Consider the following 2,264-nt stretch of genomic DNA (forward strand, 5'->3'; position numbering starts at 1 on the left):
GTGCGGGCGACGCCGTGAGGAGGGGTACGGGGGCGGGTCAGACCGAGTACTTGCAGATCAACGCCTGGCTGCCGCCCTGAGCGTGGCCAATGTAGGCGTAGGTGGGGTGGAAGTAGGCACACGCGGCGGAAGGGCTCCCGCTGCCCACGTAGGTGGTCTGAGTGCCGTTCCAGCGGTAGCAGCCCAGGCTGCCGTTGTAGAAGCCGACAATGGACGAGGAGTTGACGGTGGCCGCGCAGTACTCACCGAGCGAGAGCGGGCTGTACACGATTTCGAGAACGCCCGCGGAACGGGCGGCCTGCGCGGGGACGGTGGAGACGGCGAGCGCGCCGAGGCAGGCGAGCGCGACGGTGGCGAGCGCGACGACACGACGAGGCATGAAGGACCTCCGGGATCCAGGAAGGCGTGCGACACGGAGAGAGGGGCGGCTGAGCGTGACGGGGTGCAGCGCCGAGCGAGGTGGAGTTCTGCGCGATAGGGATAAGCTGCGCCGATCACAGTATTAAATAGGAAACCTTCCTATGCAATAGGCGGTAATACGCCTTTCAGCCGAGCCTTCTCGTGGTGCGGCGACCGGCCGGAGAGGGGCGCGGCGACGATGTCGTCGTCGCGGCCGGGCGGGTCAGGAGCCGGCGGGCCAGTACTCGTCGCGCAGGAGGCGCTTGTAGAGCTTCCCGGTGGGGTGCCTGGGCAGTTCCTCGCGGAAGTCGACGGACCTGGGACACTTGTAGGGCGCCAGCTGGGAACGGCAGTACTCGATCAGCTCGGCCTCCAGCTCCGGGCCCGCCAGGTCCATGGAGGCCGGCTGGACGACCGCCTTGACCTGCTCGCCCATCTCCTCGTCCGGAACGCCGAAGACCGCCACGTCCGCCACCTTGGGATGGACGGACAGGACGTTCTCGGCCTCCTGCGGATAGATGTTGACCCCGCCAGAAATGATCATGTACGAGCGGCGGTCGGTGAGGTAGAGGAAACCTTCCTCGTCGAGGTAGCCGATGTCGCCGAGGGTGGTCCAGCCCCGTCCCAGCGGGTCGCGGGACGCCTCCGTCTTGGCCTCGTCGCCGTGGTAGACGAACTGGGGGCCGTCCGAGAAGTAGACGGTGCCGTGCTCGCGCGGCGGCAGCTCGTTGCCCTCCTCGTCGCAGATGTGGGTGACGCCGAGCAGCGGGCGGCCGACCGTTCCCTTGTGTGCGAGCCAGTCCTGCGAGCCGACGTACAGGAAGCCGTTGCCCTCGGTCCCCGCGTAGTACTCGTGGATGATCGGTCCCCACCAGTCGATCATCCGTTCCTTGACCGGGACGGGGCAGGGGGCGGCGGCGTGGATCGCGCAGGCCAGCGACGACAGGTCGTAGCGCGCGCGGGTCTGCTCGGGCAGCTTGAGCATCTTGATGAACATGGTCGGCACCCACTGCGAATGGGTGACGGAGTACTTCTCGATGAGCGCGAGCGCCTGCTCCGGGTCGAACCTCTCCATGACCACGATCGTGGCGCCCATCCGCTGGAAGCTCAGGCAGTAGCGCAGCGGGGCGGCGTGGTAGAGCGGAGCCGGGGAGAGGTAGACGCTGTCGGCCGAGGGGGCGAACAGGAACTGGATGAGCTGCAGCAGCGGCCCCGGCTGATCCAGCGGCGCCTTGGAGAGCATGGGCTTGACCCCCTTGGGCCGCCCGGTGGTGCCTGAGGAGTAGAGCATGTCCACCCCCTGGCACTCGTCCTCGACGGGCGTGGCGGGGTGGGCCGCGACGGCCTTCTCGTAGGACTCGAAGCCAGGGGCGACACCGTCCAGCATGAGCCTGAGCCCGACCTGGGGCGTGAGATCGGTGATGGAGACCGCCACGTCCGCGAGGGCCGCCGAGGAGATGAAGACCCGGGCCCCGCAGTTGTCGACGATGTAGGCGAGCTCGTCGGTCTTCAGGCGCGAGCTGATGGCCGTGTAGTACAGGCCCGAGCGGTGCGCGGCCCAGGCGACCACCAGGAAGAGCGGATGGTTCTCCAGCATGAAGGCGATGTGATCACCCGGCCGCAGGCCGGCCGCGCGGAAGAGCCGGGCGAGGCGGTTGGACTCCTCGTCCAGCTCTCGGTAGGTGACGATCCGCCCGGAGCCCGCCATGATCACAGCGGGCTTGTCCGGCGAAACTGCTGCGATGGCTCCCGGGTGCATGGAGCAGAACATTACTCGGCTTCGGATTTGCTGAGAAGTACCCGAACACGGCAGGGCCGCGACCTCGCGGACGTGGGCGCGGCCCCGGGGACGACCGCTCGGACGA

Annotated in this window: 2 protein-coding genes; both read right to left on the minus strand. The window is 68.1% G+C overall.

The genetic code is table 11. The features are described from left to right. Positions 1 to 37: 37 nt before the first annotated feature. Positions 38 to 379 (minus strand): hypothetical protein, encoded by a 342-nt coding sequence (locus ABZ260_RS50185; protein ID WP_355632801.1) that lies wholly within the window; start codon positions 377 to 379, stop codon positions 38 to 40. A 243-nt stretch (positions 380 to 622) separates the two neighbouring features. Continuing rightward, complete coding sequence (locus ABZ260_RS50190) at positions 623 to 2,107, minus strand: acyl-CoA synthetase (protein ID WP_355632804.1); 1,485 nt, start codon at positions 2,105 to 2,107, stop codon at positions 623 to 625. Between the last annotated feature and the right edge of the window lie 157 nt (positions 2,108 to 2,264).

This window comes from Streptosporangium sp. NPDC006013, from assembly GCF_040614275.1.
In the GTDB taxonomy this organism is placed as follows: domain Bacteria; phylum Actinomycetota; class Actinomycetes; order Streptosporangiales; family Streptosporangiaceae; genus Streptosporangium.

Excerpts from the sequence above, each read along its gene's own strand:
- ABZ260_RS50185 (WP_355632801.1), bottom strand. The coding sequence starts at position 379 with ATGCCTCGTCGTGTCGTCGCGCTCGCCACCGTCGCGCTCGCCTGCCTC.
- ABZ260_RS50190 (WP_355632804.1), bottom strand. The coding sequence starts at position 2,107 with ATGGCGGGCTCCGGGCGGATCGTCACCTACCGAGAGCTGGACGAGGAG.